At 73.9% G+C, this 21,271-nt stretch carries 17 protein-coding genes; all 17 read left to right on the forward strand.

Annotation, left to right across the window (positions count from 1 at the left end; translation table 11 throughout):
* Nucleotides 1-44: 44 nt before the first annotated feature.
* The 17 genes from CK505_RS14535 (at nt 45) to dnaE (ending at nt 21,217) form a co-directional block, all read left to right on the forward strand.
* Nucleotides 45-1,694 (forward strand): UDP-N-acetylmuramoyl-L-alanyl-D-glutamate--2,6-diaminopimelate ligase, encoded by a 1,650-nt coding sequence (locus CK505_RS14535; protein ID WP_095651547.1) that lies wholly within the window; start codon nt 45-47, stop codon nt 1,692-1,694.
* Nucleotides 1,691-3,292 carry a UDP-N-acetylmuramoyl-tripeptide--D-alanyl-D-alanine ligase gene (gene murF / locus CK505_RS14540; RefSeq protein ID WP_035924055.1) on the forward strand — a complete coding sequence of 534 codons (1,602 nt, stop codon included), beginning with the start codon at nt 1,691-1,693 and terminating at the stop codon, nt 3,290-3,292. Before CK505_RS14535 ends, murF begins: the two co-directional genes overlap by 4 nt.
* Nucleotides 3,289-4,404, forward strand: coding sequence for a phospho-N-acetylmuramoyl-pentapeptide-transferase (gene mraY, locus CK505_RS14545; RefSeq protein WP_017833689.1), 1,116 nt, complete (start codon nt 3,289-3,291; stop codon nt 4,402-4,404). The genes murF and mraY overlap by 4 nt, the downstream gene beginning before the upstream one ends.
* The gene (murD, locus tag CK505_RS14550; protein ID WP_095651548.1) at nt 4,401-5,927 is read left to right on the forward strand and encodes a UDP-N-acetylmuramoyl-L-alanine--D-glutamate ligase; all 1,527 of its coding nucleotides are present in this window, start codon (nt 4,401-4,403) and stop codon (nt 5,925-5,927) included. The genes mraY and murD overlap by 4 nt, the downstream gene beginning before the upstream one ends.
* Nucleotides 5,924-7,159 carry a putative lipid II flippase FtsW gene (gene ftsW / locus CK505_RS14555; RefSeq protein WP_017833687.1) on the forward strand — a complete coding sequence of 412 codons (1,236 nt, stop codon included), beginning with the start codon at nt 5,924-5,926 and terminating at the stop codon, nt 7,157-7,159. The genes murD and ftsW overlap by 4 nt, the downstream gene beginning before the upstream one ends.
* On the forward strand, nt 7,156-8,283 hold the full coding sequence (gene murG / locus CK505_RS14560; protein WP_095651549.1) for an undecaprenyldiphospho-muramoylpentapeptide beta-N-acetylglucosaminyltransferase: 1,128 nt from the start codon (nt 7,156-7,158) through the stop codon (nt 8,281-8,283). The genes ftsW and murG overlap by 4 nt, the downstream gene beginning before the upstream one ends.
* A complete protein-coding gene (gene murC / locus CK505_RS14565; protein WP_017833685.1) occupies nt 8,273-9,676 on the forward strand; it encodes a UDP-N-acetylmuramate--L-alanine ligase in 1,404 nt (467 codons plus the stop codon). Before murG ends, murC begins: the two co-directional genes overlap by 11 nt.
* Entirely contained in the window at nt 9,676-10,842 is a 1,167-nt protein-coding gene (locus CK505_RS14570; RefSeq protein WP_095651550.1) for a cell division protein FtsQ/DivIB, read from the forward strand. Before murC ends, CK505_RS14570 begins: the two co-directional genes overlap by 1 nt.
* Before the next feature lie 249 nt (nt 10,843-11,091).
* The gene (gene ftsZ / locus CK505_RS14575; RefSeq protein ID WP_035924051.1) at nt 11,092-12,339 is read left to right on the forward strand and encodes a cell division protein FtsZ; all 1,248 of its coding nucleotides are present in this window, start codon (nt 11,092-11,094) and stop codon (nt 12,337-12,339) included.
* Nucleotides 12,340-12,458: 119 nt separating this feature from the next.
* Entirely contained in the window at nt 12,459-13,190 is a 732-nt protein-coding gene (locus CK505_RS14580) for a polyphenol oxidase family protein (protein ID WP_095651551.1), read from the forward strand.
* Nucleotides 13,187-13,966, forward strand: coding sequence for a YggS family pyridoxal phosphate-dependent enzyme (locus CK505_RS14585; RefSeq protein ID WP_095651552.1), 780 nt, complete (start codon nt 13,187-13,189; stop codon nt 13,964-13,966). Before CK505_RS14580 ends, CK505_RS14585 begins: the two co-directional genes overlap by 4 nt.
* 128 nt (nt 13,967-14,094) lie before the next feature.
* Nucleotides 14,095-14,616: a cell division protein SepF gene (locus CK505_RS14590; protein ID WP_017833680.1), complete on the forward strand. Its 522-nt coding sequence runs from the start codon at nt 14,095-14,097 to the stop codon at nt 14,614-14,616.
* A 9-nt stretch (nt 14,617-14,625) separates the two neighbouring features.
* The gene (locus tag CK505_RS14595) at nt 14,626-14,916 is read left to right on the forward strand and encodes a YggT family protein (RefSeq protein ID WP_017833679.1); all 291 of its coding nucleotides are present in this window, start codon (nt 14,626-14,628) and stop codon (nt 14,914-14,916) included.
* Nucleotides 14,917-15,101: 185 nt separating this feature from the next.
* Nucleotides 15,102-15,839: a DivIVA domain-containing protein gene (locus CK505_RS14600; protein ID WP_095651553.1), complete on the forward strand. Its 738-nt coding sequence runs from the start codon at nt 15,102-15,104 to the stop codon at nt 15,837-15,839.
* Between the two features lie 204 nt (nt 15,840-16,043).
* Nucleotides 16,044-16,634 (forward strand): signal peptidase II, encoded by a 591-nt coding sequence (gene lspA, locus CK505_RS14605; RefSeq protein WP_017833677.1) that lies wholly within the window; start codon nt 16,044-16,046, stop codon nt 16,632-16,634.
* A gap of 13 nt (nt 16,635-16,647) precedes the next feature.
* Nucleotides 16,648-17,577, forward strand: a complete 930-nt coding sequence (locus CK505_RS14610; RefSeq protein ID WP_031283109.1) for an RluA family pseudouridine synthase — start codon at nt 16,648-16,650, stop codon at nt 17,575-17,577.
* 91 nt (nt 17,578-17,668) lie between these two features.
* Nucleotides 17,669-21,217, forward strand: coding sequence for a DNA polymerase III subunit alpha (dnaE, locus tag CK505_RS14615; protein ID WP_017833675.1), 3,549 nt, complete (start codon nt 17,669-17,671; stop codon nt 21,215-21,217).
* The last annotated feature ends 54 nt before the right edge of the window (nt 21,218-21,271 follow it).

Here is a 21,271-nt window from a genome sequence, read left to right on the forward strand (position 1 = left end):
CCCGGCGGACCACCCACCCGCCGCCCAGACCACGAAGGACGTTGATGGACGCGACAGCCCAGCAGGGACACGACGCGCAGACGATGCGCCCCGCCCGCCCCCGGCCGCTGAGCCTCGCGGAGACCGCCCGGCTCGCGGGCGGGGCGGCGCCGTCCCGCGCGGTGGAGGTCACCGGCATCGCCCTGGACTCCCGGGAGCTGCGCCCCGGGGACCTCTATGCGGCGCTGCCCGGCGCCCGCACCCACGGCGCCCGCTTCGGCGCGGCCGCCCAGCGCTCCGGCGCCGCCGCGGTGCTCACCGACGCCGAGGGCGCCGCGATCCTCCGGGACGCCGGCATCGGGCTGCCCGTGGTCGAGGCCCCGGACCCCCGCCGGTCCGTGGGGGCGATTGCCGCACGCGTCTACGGCTCCCGGCCGGAGGACGGGACCGCCCCGGCCCTGTTCGCGGTGACCGGCACCAACGGCAAGACGACCACGACCTACTTCACCAACTCGGTGCTCCGCGCCCTGGGCCGGCGCACGGGCCTGATCGGGACCATCGAGATCCTCGCCGGCGACGAGTCGATCCCCTCCCGGCTCACCACCCCGGAGGCCCCGCACGTGCACGCGCTGCTGGCGCTCATGCGCGAGCGCGGCATCACGGCGGCGTCCATGGAGGTCTCCTCCCACGCCCTGCAGTTCCACCGGGTGGACGGCGTCCGCTTCGACGTCGCCGGGTTCACCAACCTGACCCAGGACCACCTCGACCTGCACGGGTCGATGGACGAGTACTTCGCGGTCAAGGCCCAGCTGCTCACCCCGGAGCGGACCCGCCGGGCCGTCGTCGTGGTCCAGGACGAGGACGACGTCTGGGGCCTGCGGATGGCCGAGCACGCGCGCGAGCGGCTCGGCCCGGACCTCGTCGACACGATCGCCCTGCGCGGCGGCGTGCCGGGGGACCGGGACGCCGGACCGGGCCGGCACGGCGCGGACTGGACGCTGACCAGCCTGACCCGCCGCGGGATCGGGCACTCCTTCGCGCTGCGGCACCGGGACGGCCGCACACTGCGCGTGTCCACGGGCCTGCCGGGCGACTTCAACGTGGCCAACGCCGCGCTCGCCGTGGTCATGGTCGTGGCCTCCGGGGTCGACGTCGCCGACGTGCAGCGCGTCCTCGACGAGGCGGACCCCCTCACCACGGACGTGCCGGGGCGGATGCAGCTCATCGGCACGCAGCCCACCGCCGTCGTCGACTTCGCGCACAACCCGGACGCCCTGCGCCGCGCGCTCGCCGCCGTCGAACCGCCGGACGAGGAGGGCCGCGTGATCGTGGTCTTCGGCGCCACGGGGGAGCGGGACCGCTCCAAGCGCCCGGTCATGGGGGAGATCGCCGCCCGCCACGCGGACGTGGTGATCATCACGGACGACGACCCGCACGACGAGGACGCCGGCGCGATCCGCGCCGAGGTCGCGGCCGGGGCGTTCGCGGCCCGCGACGCCGGCGCCCGGGCCCAGGAGGTGCTCGTGCTCGAGCCCCGCACCGTGGCCATCCGCGCCGCGGTGGCCATGGCGGGGCGCACCGACTCCGTGCTCGTGGCCGGCCGCGGGCACGAGACGGTCCAGGAGATCCGGGGCGTGGACCACCCGCTGGACGACAGGGAAGAGCTGCGGGCCGCGCTGGCCGACGGGCAGCAGGACCGTTGGGAGAACCGATGATCGACCTCACCGCCGCACAGCTCGCGCAGATCACCGGCGGGCGCGCCGTCGGCGCCGCCGCCGCGGCGCCCGTCGTCCGCCACGTCGCGACCGACTCCCGCGAGGCGCGTCCCGGCACGCTGTTCGTCGCCAAACCGGGGGAGGTCACCGACGGCCACGAGTACGTGGGCGCGGCCTTCGCCGCCGGCGCCGTCCTCGCCCTCGTCGAGCACGAGGTCTCCGACGCCGCGGGGGTCACCTACCCGGGCGTGCTGGTCCCCGACGTGGTGGAGGCGATGGGCCGGCTGGCCGCCTGGGTCGTGGCCCAGCTGCGCGCCGACCACGAGGTGAAGGTCATCGCCGTCACCGGATCCGTCGGCAAGACGACCACCAAGGACCTCCTGCGGGGCATCTTCGCCGCGGAGGGTCCCACGGTCGCGCCCCGCGGTTCGTACAACGGGGAGGTCGGCGTGCCGCTGACCGTCTTCGAGGCCGAGCCGGACACCCGGTTCCTCATCATCGAGATGGGCGCCACCCGGATCGGCAACATCGACTACCTGTGCCGGATGGTCCGCCCCGACATCGGGGTGGTGCTGTGCGTGGGCTCCGCCCACGCCGGCGAGTTCGGCGGGGTCGCCAACATCGCCCGCGCCAAGGGCGAGCTCGTCGAGTCCCTGCGGGCCGACGGCGTGGCGGTCCTCAACGACGACGACCCCCTGGTCCGCCAGATGCACCGCCGCACCGCCGCGCCCGTGCTGTTCTTCGGGGAGTCCCCGGCGAACGCGCTGCCCGACGTCCCGGCCGCCCGGGTGCACGCCTCCGAGATCCGCCTCGGGCCCGGCGGCAGCCCGGAGTTCCTCCTGCACCTCCCGGACGGCTCCGCGCACCGGATCGTCTCCCGGCTCATCGGGGAGCACCACGTCTCCAACCTGCTCGCGGCCGCTTCCGCGGCCTTCGTGGCCGGGGTCGCCCCGGAGCGGATCGCGGCCTCGCTCAACGCCCAGGGCGCCGCGAGCCGGTGGCGGATGGAGCGCACCGAGCGGGCCGACGGCGTCACGGTGGTCAACGACGCCTACAACGCCAACCCGCAGTCGATGCGCGCCGCGCTGCAGACCCTGGCCCAGCTGGGCCGCGGCTCCGCCGGGTCCGCGCCCCGCCGCACCTGGGCGGTGCTCGGGGGCATGCTCGAGCTCGGCGACAGCACGATCGAGGAGCACGACGCCCTGGGCCGCATGGTGGTCCGGCTCAACATCTCCAAGCTGATCGCCGTGGGCGACCTCGCCCGCCCGGTCTACGACGCCGCCCAGCTCGAGGGCTCGTGGGGCAACGAGGCCACCTGGGCGGCGACCGCGGAGGACGCCGAGGAGATCCTGCGCCAGGAGCTGGCACCGGGTGACATCGTGCTCTTCAAGTCCTCCAACGCTGCCGGTCTCCGGGTCCTGGGGGACCGGGTCGCGGCCGACGCCGGGGACGGCGCCGGCGGGCCCGCCCCGGGCAACGACGCCCCGGCGCGCGGCGACCACTGGCGCTCGGCCGGTCCCTTCGTCAACGCCTCCCTCGACCCGAGCGGGAGGCCCACCACCCCGGGCCCCTCCGCGGACGGGAACGAGCCGGCATGATCCAGATCCTCATGGCGGCCTGCTTCGCCCTGGTCCTGTCCCTCTTCGGCACCCCGGCCTTCATCAAGTTCCTCGCCCGGCGCGGCTACGGCCAGTTCATCCGGGACGACGGGCCCACCAGCCACCACACCAAGCGCGGGACGCCCACCATGGGCGGCGTGGCGATCCTCGGCTCCGTGGTGGTCGCCTACGCGCTCACGCACCTGATCTCCGGGGTGCTGTGGCCCTCCTACGGGGGCGTCACCCTCTCCGGGCTCTCCGCGCTGCTGCTGATGCTCGGCATGGGCTTCGTCGGGTTCATCGACGACTACAAGAAGATCGCCAAGAAGCAGAACCTCGGGCTCAGCCCCGTGGGCAAGATCGTCCTCCAGGGCCTCATCGGCACCGCCTTCGCCCTGCTCGTGCTGCTCGTGCCCGGTCCGCAGGGCACGACCCCCGCGTCCTCGGCGATCTCCATCACCCGGGACACCGCCCTCGACCTCGCCTTCGCCGGCACCGCGGTCGGGGCCGTCCTCTTCGTGATCTGGGTGAACCTGATCGCCACCGCCACGACCAACGCCGTGAACCTCACCGACGGCCTCGACGGCCTCGCCACCGGGGCGTCCATCCTCGTGTTCAGCGGCTACCTGCTGATCGCCATGTGGCAGAACACCCACCTGTGCGGAGCCGTGGCCGAGGGGGTCTGCTACGAGGTGCGCGACGCCGCCGACCTCGCCCTCACCGCCGCCGCGCTGGTCGGGGCCCTGGTGGGCTTCCTGTGGTGGAACACCTCCCCGGCGAAGATCTTCATGGGCGACACGGGATCGCTGGGCCTCGGCGGCGCGCTCGCCGCGTTCGCGGTGCTCACCCGCACCGAGCTGCTGCTGGTGCTCATCGCCGGGCTGTTCGTGATCATCACGGTCTCCGTCATCCTGCAGGTCGGCTACTTCAAGCTCTCCGGCGGCAAGCGCATCTTCAAGATGGCGCCGCTGCAGCACCACTTCGAGCTCAAGGGCTGGAACGAGGTGACCATCGTGGTCCGCTTCTGGATCATCGCCGGGCTGTTCGTCGCGGCCGCGCTCGGCGTCTTCTACGGCGACTGGCTGCTCTCCCACGGAGGAATGATCCAATGATCCACGCGAGCAACGACAACCCCGTCCTGGACCGGCCGCGCCTGGCCGGGCTCACCACGTGGGACGCCGACTGGGCCGGGCTGCGCGTGGTCGTCGCCGGCATCGGCCTGTCGGGTTTCGCCGCCGCGGACACCCTGATCGAGCTCGGCGCCCGCGTCGTCGTCGTCGACGGGGCGGACACCCCGGAGAACCGGGCGAAGGCCGACACCCTGCGGATCGTGGGCGCCGTCGACGTCCTGCTGGGGGAGGCCGCCCAGGGGGCCGTGCCCGACGTCGAGGGCGAGCGCCCCGACCTGGTCGTCACGTCCCCGGGGCTGCGGCCCGACCACCCCCTGCTCGCCGCCGCGGCCGCCGAGGGCGTCCAGATCTGGGGCGACGTGGAGCTCGCCTGGCGGGTGCGCGAGCGCGCCGGGCGCAGGACCGCCGAGTGGGTGTGCATCACCGGGACCAACGGCAAGACCACCACGGTGGGGATGACCGCGTCGATGCTGCAGGCCGCCGGGCTCACCGCGGCCGCCGTCGGCAACGTGGGCACCCCCATCCTGGACGCGCTGCGCGAGCCGGTCGAGCACGACGTCCTCGCCGTGGAGCTCTCCAGCTTCCAGCTGCACTGGACGTCCTCGATGTCGCCGCTGGCGTCCGTGGTGCTCAACGTGGCCGAGGACCACGTGGACTGGCACGGCGGCTACGAGAACTACGTGGCGGACAAGTCCCGCATCTACGAGCACACCCGGGTGGCGTGCGTCTACAACGCCCAGCAGGCCGAGACCGTGCGCATGGTCGAGGAGGCCGACGTCGAGGAGGGCTGCCGCGCCGTGGGCTTCACCCTCGAGACCCCGGACGTCAGCATGCTCGGCGTCGTGGAGGACCTGCTCGTGGACCGCGCCTTCCTCGACGACCGCCGGGGCTCCGCCCTCGAGCTCGCCTCCATCACCGACACCGGCCCCCTCCCCACGCCCCACGGCGTGGCCAACGCGCTGGCCGCCGCGGCGCTGGCCCGGGCGGCCGGCGCCCCGCCGGAGGCCGTGCGGGAGGGGCTGCGCGCCTGGGAGCCCGGCGACCACCGCATCCAGGCCGTCGCCACGACCCACGGCGTGCTGTGGATCAACGACTCCAAGGCCACCAACCCGCACGCGGCCGACGCCGCCCTGGCCGCGTTCGACTCCGTGGTGTGGATCGCCGGCGGCCTGTCCAAGGGCGTCTCCTACGATCGGCTCGTCGCCCGGCACGCCGGCCGGCTGCGCACCGTGGTGCTCATCGGCACGGACAACGACTCGCTGCTGGCCGCGCTCGCCGCGCACGCCCCCGAGGTCCCCGTCCTGCGGACCGCCGAACGTCCCGGCCCCGCGGCGGGCGACGCCGTGATGGGCGAGGCGGTGCGGCTCGCCCACGAGGTCGCCCGGAAGGGCGACACGGTGCTGATGGCCCCGGCGTCCGCCTCGATGGACCAGTTCAGCTCCTACGCCCACCGCGGTGACGCGTTCGTCCGGGAGGTCGCGGACCTCGTGGGACGGCTCTCGTGACGCAGCTGCAGGACCGGGCGGGGCTCGCGGAGACGGCCCGCGGCTCCCTGGGCGGGGCGCGCCGCTTCTGGCGTGCCCTCGTGGACGGCCCCCTCATCCACTCCTACTACGCGCTGGCCGGCTCCGTGCTGCTGCTCACGGCCATCGGCATCATGATGGTCCTCTCCGCCTCGGCGGTCGAGTCGATCTCGGCGCAGGAGTCCGCGTACTCGTACTTCGTCAAGCAGGCCACCTTCGGGGGGATCGGCGTGGTCCTGATGTTCGCGCTGTCCTTCGTGCCCACCGCCTGGTACCGCCGGGGCGCCACCGGACTGCTGGTCCTCGCCGTGCTGCTGCTCATGCTCGTCTTCACCCCGCTCGGACAGGAGATCAACGGCAACCGGAACTGGATCGTGGTGGGCGGGCAGACCTTCCAACCCTCCGAGGCCGCCAAGCTCGCCGTGGCGATCTGGCTGGCCATGGTCCTGGCCCGGCAGGGCGACGCCGTGCGCGACTGGCGCCAGGCCCTGTGGCCGTCCGGGCTGGGCATCGGGATCCCCGCCGCGATGATCGTGCTGGGCGACGACGTCGGCACGGCCCTCGTCTTCGTGCTGATCTACGGGGCCGCCCTGTTCTTCGCCGGGGCGCCGCTGCGGCTGTTCGCGATCGCGGCCGCCGGGGCCGCGCTGGTCGGCACGCTGGCCGTGGTCACCGCGCCCCACCGCGTGGACCGGATCACCGGCTGGCTGTTCGGCGAGTGCGGCGCCACCGACGCCTGCTACCAGTCCCAGCAGGGGCTCAACGCCCTCGCCTCGGGCGGCTGGTGGGGCGTGGGGCTGGGCCAGTCCCGGCTCAAGTACAACTACGTCCCCGAGGCGCACAACGACTACATCTTCTCGATCATCGGCGAGGAGCTGGGCCTGCTGGGCACGGTGCTGATCCTCGCCCTCTTCGCGGTCATGGCCCTGGCGATGGCCCGGGTCATCCTGCGCGCCCGCAGCGGCTTCGTCCGGATCGCCACCGCCTGCATCGTGACCTGGCTGGTCGGCCAGGCGTTCATCAACATCGGCATGGTCACGGGGGTGCTGCCCGTGATCGGCGTCCCCCTCCCGTTCATCAGCTACGGTGGGTCGTCGCTGCTGATGAGCCTCGCGGCCGTCGGCGTCGTGATGTCCTTCACCCGGCTGCCGCGCCGGATCCAGGTCCCCACCCGCACCCCCCGCCCCCGCACCCCGAACGAGGATCGCGCATGACACCGTCCGAACCCACCACCGGAGGCCCCGCGCCGTCGGTCCTGCTGGCCGGCGGGGGCACCGCCGGGCACGTCAGCCCCCTCCTGGCCGTGGCGGCCGCGCTGCGGGAGCAGGCCCCGGCGGCCCGCCTCACGGCGGTGGGCACCGCGTCCGGGATGGAGACCCGGCTCGTCCCGCAGGCCGGGCTCGAGCTCGAGCTCGTCGACCGGGTCCCGCTGCCCCGCCGGCCCTCCGTGGACCTCGTCCGGCTGCCCGGACGGCTCCTCGGCGCCGTGCGGCAGGCCGGGGAGATCCTCGACCGCGTCCGGCCGGACGTGGTGCTGGGCGTCGGGGGCTACGTCTGCACCCCCGTCTACCTCGCCGCCGCCCGGCGCGGGCTGCCCATCGTGGTGCACGAGGCCAACGCCCGCCCCGGTCTGGCCAACCGGGTCGGCGCGCGCTGGGCCAGGACCGTGGCCGCCGCGTTCCCCGGCACCCCGCTGCGCGGAGCCGTCACCGTCGGCATGCCCATGCGCCGGGAGATCTCCCACCTGGACCGGGAGGCGCTGCGCGCCGAGGCCCGCCGGTCCTTCGGGTTCGACCCCGACCTGCCCACCGTCGTGGTCACCGGCGGCTCCTCGGGCGCCCTCGCCATGAACCGCACCGTGGCCGGCGTCGTCGAGGAGGTCGCCGCGCGCGGCTACCAGCTCCTCCACGTCACCGGCCGGGGCAAGCAGCTCACCCGGGACGACGGCGCGCCGCTGAGCGCCCCCGGCTACGTGCAGGTCGAGTACGTGGACGGCATGGAGCGCGTCTACGCCGCCGCGGACCTGCTCGTGGCCCGCGCCGGCGCCGCGACCGTCTCGGAGGTCGCCGCCGTCGGCCTGCCCGCCGTGTTCGTCCCGCTGCCCGTCGGCAACGGCGAACAGGCGCTCAACGCCGCCTCCCTGGTGGCGGCCGGCGCGGCGCAGCTCGTCGCTGACGACGCGTTCACCCCCGACTGGTACCGCCGGAACGTGCACCCGCTGCTGGCCGACCCCGGCCGCCTCGCCGCGATGGCCGCCGCGAGCCGCGCCCACGGCGTGCGCGACGCCGACACCGTGCTGGCACGGATGATCCTCGAGGAGGTCCCCGTTGAGCGCTGAGCACGAGACCGACCCCGCCCTGCTGGGCCGGGTCCACTTCATCGGGATGGGCGGCGCGGGGATGTCCGCCGTCGCCAAGCTGATGCTCGCCCGCGGGGTCCCGGTCAGCGGCTCCGACCGCCAGGACTCCCCGGCGCTGCGCCAGCTCCAGGACCTGGGCGCCACCGTGCACGTGGGCCAGCGCGCCGAGCACGTGGACGGGGCGCAGACCGTGGTCGTGTCCACCGCGATCCCGCCCGAGGACCCCGAGTACTCCGCCGCCCGGGCCGCGGGGCTGCGCGTGCTGCACCGCTCCGAGGCCCTCGCGGCCGCGATGCACGGCCGCGCGGTCGTGGCGGTGGCCGGCACGCACGGCAAGACGACCACGAGCGCCATGGCCGCGCTCGCGCTGCACACCGCCGGGCTGGAGCCCTCCTGGGCCATCGGCGCGCACGTGGCCGACCTCGGCTCCAACGCGGCCCTCGGCACGGGTCCGTGGTTCGTGGCCGAGGCCGACGAGTCGGACGGCTCCTTCCTCGCGTACGGTCCGCGGATCGCCGTGGTCACGAACATCGAGCCCGACCACCTCGACTACTACGCCTCCCGCGAGGCCTTCTACCGGGCCTTCGACGAGTTCGCCGCGACCCTGCCCGCGGACGGGCTGCTCGTGGCCTGCCAGGACGACCCCGGCTCCCGGGCGCTCGCGGAGCGCCACCGGTCCGCCGGCGGACGGGTGGTCAGCTACGGCACGGACCCGGGCTCCGACGTCCGGGTGCTCCCCGGGGAGGCCGACGGGCTGCGCACCACCAGCACCCTGCTCCTGGGCGAGGGCGCCGACCGCCGGGAGGAGCGGCTCGAGCTCGTGGTGCCGGGCCGGCACAACGTCCTCAACGCGACCGCCGCCTTCTGCGTGGCCGTCGAGGCCGGCGTCCCGCCCGCGGATGCGGTGCGCGGGCTGGCCGGCTTCCACGGCTCCGCCCGGCGCTTCGACCTGCGGGGCGAGGTGGACGGGGTCCGGGTCTTCGACGACTACGCCCACCACCCGACCGAGGTGGTCGCGGCGCTCACGGCCGCGCGGGAGGTCGCGTCCGGGCACCGGGTGATCGCGATCTTCCAGCCGCACCTGTTCTCCCGCACGCGCGAGTTCGCGGCCGAGTTCGCCGACGCCCTGGCGCTGGCCGACGAGGCCCTCGTCATCGACATCTTCGCCGCGCGGGAGCAGCCCGTCGACGGCCTCACGAGCCGGATCGTCACCGACCGCGCCCCCGCCCACGTCCGCTACGTGCCGGACGGCGCCGACGCGGTCGCAGAGGCCGCGGCGGCCGCACGCCCCGGGGACCTGGTGCTCACGGTGGGCGCCGGGGACGTCACCGCCCTCGGGCCCCGGCTCGTGGACCGCCTCGGAGCCCGCTGATGAGCCGGCACGGCCGCCCGCACCAGCCCCGCTTCGGGGACCCGGCCGGGGACTCCGCCGGGGACTCCGGCGTTCCCGGGCCCGCCGGCGGGCCCGTGCCGGAGACCACCGCGGGCCCCGCGCCCGAGCGGGGCGCCGCCCCTGAGCGCGACCCCGGATCGCCGGCCGGCCCCGGGGGCCCGCCGCGGTCAGGGAGCACCGCCTCCGGCGCGGCCGCGCCGGAGGGCGGGCGCGTGCGCGTGCGCGTGAACGACGGGACCAAGGTCACGCCCCTGGCCGACGAGGACGACCTCGAGGAGGTCCCGGCCGCCGGCGGGCGCTTCAGCGCCTGGCGGCGGCACCGGCAGGAGCGCGCCGCCACCCGCACGCTCACCGCCTCCCGGCTCCCCCCGGTGGAGGAGCCCCCGCGGGCCGGTTCCACGGCCGTGGGGGCCACAGCCGTGGGAGCCACGGTGGTGGCCTTTCCCGCCTCACCGGGGGCGCGGCGCCGGCGCCGGCGGATCGGCGCGGTCCTCGGGGTGCTCGCCGCCCTCGCGGTGCTCGCCGGCGTCCTGTTCCTCTCCCCGGCGCTGGCCGTGCGGGACATCACGGTGCGCGGCGCGGAGCTGACGGACCCGGCTCGCGTCGAGTCCGCGCTCGACGCCTACCGGGGCGTCCCGCTGACGCGGATCTCCAAGGACGAGGTGCGGGAGCGGGTGGGGCGGATCCCGCAGGTCCGCTCCATCGAGGTCCTGCTCGAGCCCCCGCACCATCTCGTGGTCGCGCTGCGCGAGCGCGTGCCCGTGGCCGCGATCGAGGACGACGGGGAGTTCGTGGTCGTCGACTCGGAAGGGGTGGAGCTGATGACCGCCGGCTCCGCGGAGGAGGCGGGCGTCCCCGTCGTCACGGGCGGGCGCGACGTGCTCGAGGGCGAACGGTTCGAGGCCATCGCGGACGTGCTGGCCGCCCTCCCGGAGTCCGTCCTCGCCCAGCTGCGCACCGCCTCGGCCGAGTCGCTGTCCTCGGTGGAGCTGGCCTTCACCGACGGCCGCACGGTCGTCTGGGGCACCGCCGAGGACAGCGAGCTCAAGTCGCAGGTCCTCCGGGAGCTCGTCGAGGCGCGCGGCGCCGGCAGCGGCGTCGAGACCTACGACGTGTCGAGCCCGACCCGCCCCGTGGTGCGCTGAGGGGCGACACCGGGCCTCACGTTCCACCAGAGGTCGAGAGTGTGGCCGAAACGCAGCACGACCTGCGGTTTTGGCGAAAAGTGTCGAAAGCGGTATGGCTTGTCGTGCAGGTGGTCCCCGTCGTTGTTAGGCTTGACCCCGACATCGAACCCGCCGGGGGAGCAGCTGACGGCATGAGATTCGACCTTCGATAGAAGGTTGAGAAACGGCTCGCCATCCCCGACCCGAACCATCTCCAGTTAGGTACCCATGGACTCCTCCACCCCCCAGAACTACTTGGCCGTCATCAAGGTCGTCGGAATCGGCGGCGGCGGCGTCAACGCCGTCAACCGGATGATCGAGGAGGGGCTGCGCGGCGTCGAGTTCATCGCGATCAACACGGACGCGCAGGCCCTGCTGATGAGCGACGCCGACGTCAAGCTCGACGTCGGGCGCGAGCTCACGCGCGGCCTGGGCGCCGGCGCCAACCCCGATGTCGGCCGCCAGGCGGCGGAGGACCACCACGAGGAGATCGAGGAGGTCCTCAAGGGGGCCGACATGGTCTTCGTGACCGCCGGCGAGGGCGGCGGCACCGGCACCGGCGGCGCCCCCGTGGTCGCCCGCATCGCCCGCTCCCTGGGCGCCCTGACCATCGGTGTCGTCACCCGCCCGTTCACCTTCGAGGGCCGCCGCCGGTCCAACCAGGCGGAGAACGGGATCGAGACGCTGCGCGACGAGGTCGACACCCTCATCGTGATCCCCAACGACCGGCTGCTGTCCATCTCCGACCGCAACGTGTCCATGCTGGACGCCTTCAAGTCCGCGGACCAGGTGCTGCTCTCCGGCGTTCAGGGCATCACGGACCTGATCACCACCCCGGGCCTGATCAACCTCGACTTCGCCGACGTGAAGTCCGTGATGCAGGGCGCCGGCTCGGCGCTCATGGGCATCGGCGCCGCGCAGGGCGAGGACCGTGCCGTGAAGGCGGCCGAGCTCGCGATCGCGTCGCCGCTGCTCGAGGCCTCGATCGACGGTGCCCACGGCGTGCTCCTGTCCATCCAGGGCGGCTCCGACCTCGGGCTGTTCGAGATCAACGAGGCCGCCCGCCTGGTCCAGGAGGTCGCCCACCCCGAGGCGAACATCATCTTCGGCGCGGTCATCGACGACGCCCTGGGCGACCAGGCCCGCGTCACGGTCATCGCCGCGGGCTTCGACTCGGTGAGCCCGGAGACCAACGCGAACAACACCAACGCGGCCGCCCAGCAGGCGGCGACCACGCGCGCGGCCTTCGGGTCCGGCGCCGGTCAGCCCGCCGGCGTGGGCCGTGCCCCGCAGCGCGGCGGGACCCCGTCCTTCGCCCAGCCCTCCACCTCGCAGCGGTGGGCGCAGCCGGTGCAGAACGACGACGTGCCCGACGACGCCGGCTTCGACGTCGACCTGCCCGCCGAGGCGGAGGCCGGCGCCGGGGCGGGCTCCGGGCGCAAGGACTCCCTGGACTTCCCCGACTTCCTGAAGTGAGTCCGGCCCCCTGGGGGCGGACGCGGTGGACCCGCGTCCGCCCCCAGGGCGCGTTAAGCCCCGCCGCCGGTTCCTCCGGCGGCACGACGAGACACGACGAGCAACGACAGGAGGACCCGGTGCTCTGGTGGCAGGACGACGTCGGGCAGGGCGTCCGGGTGGCGTTCACGGACCGCGGCGCGGGCAACCTCGCCCTGCACACGGGCGACGACCCGGACGCGGTGCGGGCCCGCCGGGCCGCGCTCGAGCGGTCGATCGGCGTGCCCGGGGGCTCCCTGGTGTTCCTCGACCAGGTGCACGGCACCGACGTGGCCGACGCGGACCGGCACGACCGGCCGGCCGTGCCGACCGCGGACGCCGCGGTCACGGCGACGGGCGTGCCGCTGGCCGTGATGGTCGCCGACTGCGTGCCCGTCGTGCTGGTCGGGGAGGGGCCCCGCGGCCCGCTCACGGGCGTGGCGCACGCCGGGCGCCGCGGCCTGCTCGAGGGCGTGCTCGAGCGCGCCGTCGAGCAGCTGCGGGCCCGGGGCGCGAGCGGGCTGTCGGCCTGGCTCGGCCCCTCGATCTGCGGCAGCTGCTACGAAGTGCCGGCCGCCATGCGCGAGGAGTCCGCGGAGCGGATCCCCGCGGTGGCCGCCACGACGTCCTGGGGCACCCCTGCCCTCGACCTGCGCGCCGGGGCCCGGGAGCGGCTGACCGCCCTCGGGGTCGGCGTCGTCGAGCCGTCGGGGGCCGGCCCCTCCTGCACCCTCGAGAACGAGTGGCTGTCCTCGCACCGCAGGGACCCCGGCTCCGGCCGCATCGTCGGCCTCGTCTGGCGCTCGGGTCCCCGCGGGGAGGACGCCGCGTGAGCGCCGACCCGGCCGCCGCCCCCGGCGGCGACGATCCGCGGACCCTGGAGCTCGCCCGGTCCCTCGACCGGGTGCGTGCCCGGATCGCGGCCGCGGCGCGGGGGAGCGGGGCGGCCGAGGAGCCCGTGCTGGTCGCCGTGACGAAGTTCTTCCCGGCCGCGGACGTGGCCCGGCTGCACCGGCTCGGCGTCCGGGACGTGGGGGAGAACCGGGACCAGGAGGCCGCCGCCAAGGCGCGGGAGGTGGTCGGGCTCGTGGACGGACCCCTCACCTGGCACTTCGTGGGCCAGCTCCAGTCCAACAAGGCGAAGTCGGTGGTGCGCTACGCGGGGTGGGTGCACTCCGTGGACCGGGCCTCCCTGGTCACGGCCCTCGGCAAGGCGGTGCAGCGGCACCGGGAGGCCGTGGCGGCCGGGGACGCGGCCCCCGGGCCGTGCGCCGAGCAGGACCTGACGTGCCTCGTCCAGGTGTCCCTGGACGCCGAGGAGCGCCGCGGCGGCGCCCGCCCCGAGGACGTCGTCGGGCTCGCCGAGCAGATCGCCGGCACCGAGGGCCTGCGGGCCGGGGGCCTCATGGCCGTCGCCCCGCTGGGGGCGCCCCCGGGGCCCGCCTTCGACCGCCTCCAGGAGCTCTCGCAGCGGCTGCGGCGGTCCCTCCCGGAGGCCGCGGCCGTGTCCGCGGGGATGAGCCAGGACCTCGAGGAGGCGGTCGCCCGGGGAGCCACGCACGTGCGCGTCGGCTCCGATATCCTCGGGCCCCGGGCGCCCGTAGGATAGCTTGGAGGACGGCCCCGCGGGGCCAGGGCCGTACCGCGTTCCGGGCAGCACCACGGGCGCAGGGCGGTCCGAGGATCCCGGAACTCCCCCCACCGCCGATATCCGCACAGACAGTCAAGGAGAGCACCATGGCCGGAGCGTTGCGCCGCACCATGATCTATCTCGGCCTCGCCGAGACGGACGAGGACTACGACGAGCCGACGCCGTCCCGCCAGGAGCACCAGCCCACCGCCGCGGTCCGCGAGGAGCCGCGCGAGGCCCGCGCCCACGAGTCCACCGCAGTGGCCGTGCCGCGCCGGTCGGCCGAGTACCGGGCGCCGGTCACCCCCATCAAACGCGCCCCCTCCAGCTCTCGAGAGGACAGCTCGACCTTGCGCACGATCACCACGGTCCACCCCCGCTCCTACAACGACGCGAAGTCCATCGGCGAGGCCTTCCGCGAGGGCACGCCCGTCATCATGAACGTCAGCGACATGGGCGACGCCGAGGCCAAGCGCCTGGTGGACTTCTCCGCAGGCCTGGTCTTCGCCCTGCACGGCTCCATCGAACGGGTGACCGGCAAGGTCTTCCTGCTCACCCCGTCCTACGTGGAGGTCGTCGGGCACCCCGCCGGCGGCGAGGACGAGACCGACGACCACCAGGAGGACTGAGGCGGACCGATGGACCTGTTGCTCTCCGTGCTGTACCTGGCACTGCACCTCGTGTACGTCGCGCTGCTCGCGCGCCTCGTGCTCGACTGGGTGCAGATGTTCGCCCGCAACTGGCGGCCCCGCGGAGCCGCCCTCGTCGGGGCCTCCGCCGTGTACACCGTCACCGACCCGCCGATGCGGTGGCTCCGGCGGATCGTGCCGCCCCTGCGCTTCGGCGGGGTGTCGCTGGACCTCGGGTTCCTCATCCTCATCTTCGCCGTCAGCATCGTCCAGGGCATCATCGGCTCGATGCTGGTCTGACGCAGTGCCGGTCTGACGCAGTGCCGGTCCGGCCCGGTGCCTGTCGGACCCGGCCCGCCGGGGACCGGCCTGTACGCTGTAACCGCACGACCACCGGGCGCCGGCCACCGCGCCGCCCCGGCCCCGGTCGGACGGATCCCCCGCCGCGGGCCGTGCCCGCGCTCCGCCCACGAAGGAATGCACCCATGGCTCTGACGCCCGAAGACGTCATCAACAAGCGGTTCCAGCCCACCAAGTTCCGGGAGGGCTACGACCAGGACGAGGTCGACGACTTCCTCGACGAGATCGTCGTGGAGCTGCGCCGCCTGAACCAGGAGAACACCGACCTCAAGCAGCAGCTCGAGGCCGCCGGGCAGCCCGTCGCGCCCAAGGACTCCGCGCCGTCGCCCGTCTCCGAGCCCGGCCTGCCGGTCGCCGAGGACACCGCCGGAGAGACCGCTGGGGAGACCGTCGAGGCCCCCGCCCCGGTCGCCGGCGGCGCGCCGCAGGAGGCGGTGGAGCTGACCTCGCCCGCCGCGGCCGGCACCGGAGCCGCCGAGACCGTCCCCGCGGAGACCGCGCCCACCTCCGGCGCGGCGCAGTCCGCGGCCGGAGTCCTGGCGATGGCCCAGAAGCTGCACGACGAGTACGTCGCCGAGGGCACCGCCGAGCGGGACCGGATCGTCGGCGAGGCCCGCGAGCGGGCCGAGGAGCTCGTCACGGACGCCCAGCGCACGCGCGAGGAGACCCTCACGGCCCTCCAGGAGGAGCAGGCCGAGCTGCAGGCCCGCGTCTCGGGGCTGCGCGCCTTCGAGCAGGACTACCGCACCAACCTCAAGGCGTACATCCAGGACCAGCTGCAGGACCTGGACACCACCCCGTCCCTCGAGCCCGCACCGGCCGCGGACGGCGCCGCCGCCCCGGTCCGGTCCGAGCAGGCCTAGCCGCCGCACCGCGACGCGCACCCCGCGGAGGGACCGGCCACGTGCCGGTCCCTCCGTCGTCGTCCGCCCCGGGCCGCCCCTGGAGGGGCGCCCCCGGGGCGGATGGCTCCCGGGCGGACGTGGCACCATGGAACGGGGCCGACGTCCCCGCCGCCCCGCCACCCCGGGGTGAGCCCGATCCCCGCCCCGTCACCCGAGGAGAGCATGAGCGAGTCCCCCGAAGTCCCCGCCGGAGCACCCGACCGCCGGACCCCGCGGGGCGTCCTCCTCCTCGCCGCGGCCGCCGCGCTGCTGGTGTACGCCGCGGACCAGCTCACCAAGTGGTGGGTCGTCGCGACCATGGAGCTCGGCCAGCGGACGCCGGTGGTCGAGGGACTGCTGTGGTGGCAGTTCATCCGCAACCCCGGCGCCGCGTTCTCCCTGGGGGAGAACATCACCTGGGTCTTCACCCTGGTCATGGTGGTCGTCTCCGTCCTCATCGTGCTCACCCTCCGCCGTGTCCGCTCGGCCGCGTGGGCCCTGGCCCTGGGGCTCGTCCTCGGCGGCGCCCTCGGCAACCTGACCGACCGGCTCCTGCGGGAGCCCGGCTCGGGGATGGGCCACGTGGTGGACTTCATCGCCGTGCCGCGCTTCGCGATCTTCAACATCGCCGACTGCGGGGTGGTCGTGGGGGTCTCCCTCGTGGTGCTCCTGACGCTGCTCGGCCGGGAGCTCGACGGCACCCGCACGGGCGCGGGCGCCCCGGACGCGCAGCGGGTCGAGGCCTCGCCGGAGGAGGAGGGCACCCGTGGCTGAGCCCGAGGAGCACGTGCAGGAGCGCTTCACCGTGCCGCCCGAGCTCGAGGGCCAGCGCGCGGACGCCGCCGTGGCCGCCCTCACCGGGCTCTCCCGCTCCGCGGCCGCCGTGCTCTGCGCCGAGGGCCGCGTGCTGCACCGCGACCGGCCCGTCGCCAAGTCCTTCCGGGTCGAGGCCTCGCAGACCCTCACCGTGCACGTGCCCGTCCCCGAGGACCCGGCCCGGATCGTGCCCCAGCTGGTCGAGGACTTCCGCGTGGTGCACCTGGACGACGACATCGTGGTGATCGACAAGCCGCCCGGCGTCGCCGCGCACCCCTCGCCGGGCTGGAAGGGACCGACCGTGGTCGGGGCCCTGGCGGGCGCGGGCGTCACCGTGAGCACTTCCGGCGCCCCCGAACGGGCCGGTGTGGTGCACCGGCTCGACGTCGGCACGTCCGGGCTGATGGTCGTGGCCCGCACCGAGCGCGCGTACACCGCGCTCAAGCGCGCCTTCAAGGACCGGACGGTCACGAAGGTCTACCACACGGTGGTGCAGGGCCTCCCGGACCCGCTGCGCGGGACGATCGACGCGCCGATCGGGCGCCACCCCGGCTACGACTGGCGCTTCGCCGTGGTCGACGGCGGCCGCGCGTCGATCACCCACTACGAGGTCCTGGAGGCCTTCGGCCGGGCGGCGCTCGTGGAGGTGCACCTGGAGACCGGCCGCACCCACCAGATCCGCGTGCACTTCTCCGCGCTGCGCCACCCGTGCTGCGGGGACCTCACCTACGGCGCGGACCCCGCGCTGTCGGCCGGCCTCGGGCTCACCCGGCAGTGGCTGCACGCCAAGCGCCTGGGCTTCGAGCACCCCGGCACGGGGGAGCCCGTCGAGTACGAGAGCCCGTACCCGCCGGACCTCTCCTTCGCCCTCGAGACGCTGCGCGACGGCGGTCCCGCCTGACCCGGCGGAGCGGCCCCGGCCGGGGGAGCCGGCCGTCGCGGGACGGCCCCGGCGGGGCGGAGCGGTCGGTGCGGACCACTACACTGGTCGGGTGACGACGGCGACCGGCAAGAACAGCTTCACCCACCTCCATGTGCACACCGAGTACTCGATGCTCGACGGTGCGGCACGCCTGGACGACCTCTTCGAGGCCTGCCACGAACTGGGGATGTCCTCCCTGGCGACGACCGACCACGGCTTCGTCTTCGGGGCCTTCGACTTCTGGAACAAGGCCCGCAACGCGGGGATCAAGCCCATCATCGGCGTGGAGGCCTACCTGACGCCGGGCACCGCCCGCTCCGACCGCACCCGCGTGAAGTTCGCCGACGGCGGCCGGGACGACGTCTCGGGCGGCGGCGCCTACACGCACATGACGCTGCTCGCGGAGACCACCCAGGGCATGCAGAACCTGTTCCGCGCCTCGTCCCTGGCGTCCCTGGAGGGCCAGCTGTACAAGCCGCGCATGGACCGCGAGCTGCTGAACACCTACGGCAAGGGCCTCATCGCCACCACCGGCTGCCCCTCCGGCGAGGTGCAGACCCGCCTGCGCCTGGGCCAGTACCAGGAGGCGCGGCAGGCCGCGGCGGAGTTCCGCGACATCTTCGGCGCCGAGAACTACTACTGCGAGCTCATGGACCACGGCCTGGGGATCGAGAAGCGGGTCACCGGCGACCTGCTCAAGCTCGCCAAGGACCTGCAGCTGCCGCTCGTGGCCACCAACGACCTGCACTACACCCACGCCGAGGACGCGAAGTCCCACGCCGCCCTGCTGTGCGTGCAGTCCGGCTCGACGCTGGCGGACCCGAAGCGGTTCAAGTTCGACGCCGACGAGTTCTACCTGAAGTCCCCGGCGGAGATGCGGGAGCTGTTCCGGGACTTCCCCGAGGCGTGCGACAACACCCTGGAGATCGCGGAGCGGTGCAACGTCGAGTTCGACACCTCCGCGAACTACATGCCCCGCTTCCCGACCCCCGAGGGCCACGACGAGGAGTCCTGGTTCGTCGAGGAGGTGCAGCGGGGCCTGCACCACCGCTTCCCCGGCGGGATCCCCGAGGACGTGCAGCGGCAGGCGGACTACGAGAAGGGCATCATCCTGCAGATGGGCTTCCCCGGGTACTTCCTGGTGGTGGCCGACTTCATCAACTGGGCCAAGAACAACGGGATCCGGGTGGGTCCGGGCCGCGGCTCCGGGGCCGGCTCGATGGTCGCGTACGCCATGCGCATCACCGAGCTGAACCCTCTGGAGCACGGCCTGATCTTCGAGCGCTTCCTCAACCCGGACCGCGTCTCCATGCCCGACTTCGACGTCGACTTCGACGACCGCCGCCGCTCCGAGGTGATCCACTACGTCACCGAGAAGTACGGCGACGAGCGCGTGGCCATGATCGTCACCTACGGCACCATCAAGGCCAAGCAGGCGCTCAAGGACTCCTCGCGCGTGCTCGGCTACCCCTTCTCGATGGGGGAGAAGCTGACCAAGGCCATGCCGCCGGACGTCATGGGCAAGGGCATCTCCCTCAAGGACGTCTACGACGAGAGCGCCAAGCGCTACGGGGAGGCCGACGAGCTGCGCGAGATCCTCGCCCAGGACCCGGAGGCGAAGAAGATCTTCGACACCGCCGAGGGCCTCGAGGGGCTCAAGCGGCAGTGGGGGGTGCACGCGGCGGGCGTCATCATGTCCTCGGACCCGCTGATCGACATCATCCCGATCATGCGCCGCGAGCAGGACGGGCAGGTCATCACCCAGTTCGACTACCCCACCTCCGAGGGGCTCGGGCTGATCAAGATGGACTTCCTGGGGCTGCGCAACCTCACGATCATCTCCGACGCGATCGAGAACATCACGCTGAACCAGGACGGGTTCGTCCTCGACCTGGAGAACCTCCTGCTCGACGACGCCGAGTCCTACGAGCTGCTGGCCCGCGGCGACACCCTCGGGGTGTTCCAGCTCGACGGCGGGCCCATGCGCCAGCTGCTCAAGCTCATGCGCCCCGACAACTTCGAGGACATCTCCGCGGTCATCGCGCTGTACCGCCCGGGTCCCATGGGCGCGAACTCGCACACGAACTACGCGCTGCGCAAGACCGGCCAGCAGGAGATCACCCCGATCCACCCCGAGCTCGAGGAGCCGCTCGCGGAGATCCTCAACACGACCTACGGCCTGATCGTCTACCAGGAGCAGGTCATGGCGATCGCCCAGAAGGTCGCGGGGTTCACGCTCGGCCAGGCGGACATCCTCCGCCGCGCCATGGGCAAGAAGAAGAAGTCGGAGCTGGACAAGCAGTACGAGGGCTTCCACGGCGGCATGGTGGAGCGCGGCTACTCCGAGGCCGCGATCAAGGCCCTGTGGGACATCCTCCTGCCCTTCTCGGACTACGCGTTCAACAAGGCCCACTCCGCCGCCTACGGCCTCGTCTCCTACTGGACGGCCTACCTCAAGGCGCACTACCCGGCCGAGTACATGGCCGCGCTGCTCACCTCGGTGGGCGACGACAAGGACAAGCTCGCCCTGTACCTCACCGAGTGCCGCCGGATGGGCATCACCGTGCTGCCCCCGGACGTCAACGAGTCCGCGCTGAACTTCACCCCGGTGGGCACCGACATCCGCTTCGGGATGGGCGCGGTGCGCAACGTGGGCGCCAACGTGGTCAGCGCGATGGTCGAGGCCCGGGAGGAGCACGGCGCCTTCACCTCCTTCAACGACTTCCTCGCGAAGGTCCCCGCCGTGGTGTGCAACAAGCGCACCATCGAGTCCCTGGTCAAGGCGGGCGCCTTCGACCGGCTGGGCCACACCCGGCGCGGACTCGTGCTCTGCCACGAGGAGGCCGTGGACGCCACGGTCGCCGTCAAGCGCCAGGAGGCGGCCGGGCAGTTCGACCTCTTCGGGGGCATGGGGCTGGACGACGAGGACCCCTCGACGTCGCTGACCGTCGCGGTGCCGGACGTGCCCGAGTGGGAGCGCAAGGACCTGCTGGCCTTCGAGCGCGAGATGCTCGGCCTGTACGTCTCCGACCACCCGCTGCGCGGCCTCGACGAGGCGCTCGGGCAGTACGCCGACACCTCGATCCAGCCGCTGCTCGGCGAGGACGGCCGGCCCGACGGCGCCGTGGTGACCGTGGCGGGCATGATCACCTCCCTGTCCCGGCGGATCGCCAAGACCTCGGGCAACGCCTACGCGCGGGTGGAGCTCGAGGACCGGACGGGCTCGATCGAGATCATGTTCTTCGGCAAGGCCTACGCCCCCATCGCGGGCGTGCTCGCGGAGGACCTCATCTGCGTGATCAAGGGCCGGCTGCAGCGCCGGGACGACGGGTCGGTGACGATCTCCGCGCAGGAGCTCACCGTGCCGGAGCTCTCGGCGGACGGGCACAGCGGCCCCGTGCTGATCGCCCTGCCCGAGTTCCGCGCCACGGAGGAGACGGTCAAGGAGATCGGCGCGGTGCTGCGCAACCACCGCGGGGACTCCGAGGTGCGCATCCACCTCGAGACCCGCCAGAAGGTGCAGGTCCTGCGCCTGGGCCCCGATCTGCGGGTGAACCCCTCACCGGCGCTGTTCGGGGACCTCAAGGTGCTGCTCGGCCCGACCTGCCTGGAGGTGTAGCCCACCGGGCGGCTGAGCGCAAGGCCCGGCACCCGGCCGGGCGCCGCGGTGGAA

It is taken from the genome of Kocuria sp. WN036, from assembly GCF_002287015.1.
Taxonomy (GTDB): Bacteria; Actinomycetota; Actinomycetes; order Actinomycetales; family Micrococcaceae; genus Kocuria; species Kocuria rosea.

Excerpts from the sequence above, each read along its gene's own strand:
- CK505_RS14535 (WP_095651547.1), top strand. The coding sequence starts at position 45 with ATGGACGCGACAGCCCAGCAGGGACACGACGCGCAGACGATGCGCCCC.
- murF (WP_035924055.1), top strand. The coding sequence starts at position 1,691 with ATGATCGACCTCACCGCCGCACAGCTCGCGCAGATCACCGGCGGGCGC.
- mraY (WP_017833689.1), top strand. The coding sequence starts at position 3,289 with ATGATCCAGATCCTCATGGCGGCCTGCTTCGCCCTGGTCCTGTCCCTC.
- murD (WP_095651548.1), top strand. The coding sequence starts at position 4,401 with ATGATCCACGCGAGCAACGACAACCCCGTCCTGGACCGGCCGCGCCTG.
- murG (WP_095651549.1), top strand. The coding sequence starts at position 7,156 with ATGACACCGTCCGAACCCACCACCGGAGGCCCCGCGCCGTCGGTCCTG.
- CK505_RS14570 (WP_095651550.1), top strand. The coding sequence starts at position 9,676 with ATGAGCCGGCACGGCCGCCCGCACCAGCCCCGCTTCGGGGACCCGGCC.
- ftsZ (WP_035924051.1), top strand. The coding sequence starts at position 11,092 with ATGGACTCCTCCACCCCCCAGAACTACTTGGCCGTCATCAAGGTCGTC.
- CK505_RS14590 (WP_017833680.1), top strand. The coding sequence starts at position 14,095 with ATGGCCGGAGCGTTGCGCCGCACCATGATCTATCTCGGCCTCGCCGAG.
- CK505_RS14595 (WP_017833679.1), top strand. The coding sequence starts at position 14,626 with ATGGACCTGTTGCTCTCCGTGCTGTACCTGGCACTGCACCTCGTGTAC.
- CK505_RS14600 (WP_095651553.1), top strand. The coding sequence starts at position 15,102 with ATGGCTCTGACGCCCGAAGACGTCATCAACAAGCGGTTCCAGCCCACC.
- lspA (WP_017833677.1), top strand. The coding sequence starts at position 16,044 with ATGAGCGAGTCCCCCGAAGTCCCCGCCGGAGCACCCGACCGCCGGACC.